General features: G+C 37.5%; 1 protein-coding gene. It reads left to right on the top strand.

Translation table 11 applies throughout. The features are described 5' to 3' along the window. On the top strand, nt 1–906 hold a 906-nt coding region (locus GOU96_RS17775; protein WP_267783273.1), incomplete at its 5' end, for an SIR2 family protein. Between the last annotated feature and the right edge of the window lie 87 nt (nt 907–993).

Genomic DNA, 993 nt, shown 5'->3' with positions numbered 1-993 from the left:
TTTTTTAGGAAAGTTATGAAAAACACAGTCTTTTTTGGAAATGGTCTGAATCGGATTTCGGATAATGCAGTCAGTTGGAATGACTTACTAAACAATATAAAGAATGAAAATCAATTCGACCATCAGGATCTACCAAACACGATGGTCTACGAGCGTATATTTTTGGAAAAGCACAAATCAGAGGTAAGCGAAAAATCAGATGAGTTGCAGTTAAAGCAACATATCGCAGATGCTATGAAATCACAGGGCTCCAATGAAATATTCGACCTATTAGCGAAGATGCCTTTTACTGACTATATAACAACTAATTACGACTATGCTTTCGAGCAGGCTATAGATTGTAGTCCACAGAAATTGAGCACTGAAGACATTTATAGTTTGCGCCGAAAGCGCAGCTATAAAACTGCTAGTGGTGAAAAGTTACTATGGAACATACATGGTGAAATTGACCATCCAAAGTCAATAATGCTCGGTCTTGACCATTACTGCGGTTCGGTCAGTAAACTTGATAGCTACGTAAAAGGTAATTACTTTCATCAGGTTAGTGGCAATACAGTTTCTGTTAATTCAATGCGTGAAAAGTTAGCTGCAAACGAATACTGTCAAACATCATGGGTCGATCTGTTCTTTAGTGGCGATGTCCATATACTGGGCTTCTCGTTAGATTATAGTGAAACAGATATTTGGTGGTTGCTTAATAAACGCGCTCGATTTTTTGCGGATGGTTTAGTTAACAACAAAGTTTACTTCTATGACAGTAAAGGTATTCCGTTAGAAAAGAAGGAACTCTTAGAATCTTTTAACGTTGAAGTTGTAGAGTTCGAAGTTGTAAAGCATGATTATAAGGGTATGTATCATTCAATTCTTGAGCATATTCAAAAGCCAACTCAGGCTAAAGTCGCGTAAAAATATAACAATCTGTTTAAGAGGGATTCGCAACGCGTGGCATTTTCACTATGCGTTGAATTTAGTGATTAAGGTGGTATGCGGCGG

This window comes from Vibrio sp. R-1, from assembly GCF_035615595.1.
Lineage (GTDB): Bacteria > Pseudomonadota > Gammaproteobacteria > Enterobacterales > Vibrionaceae > Vibrio > Vibrio cholerae.
The sequence above is the reverse complement of the archived record's forward strand: the minus strand, read 5'-3'. Positions and strand labels throughout refer to the sequence as shown.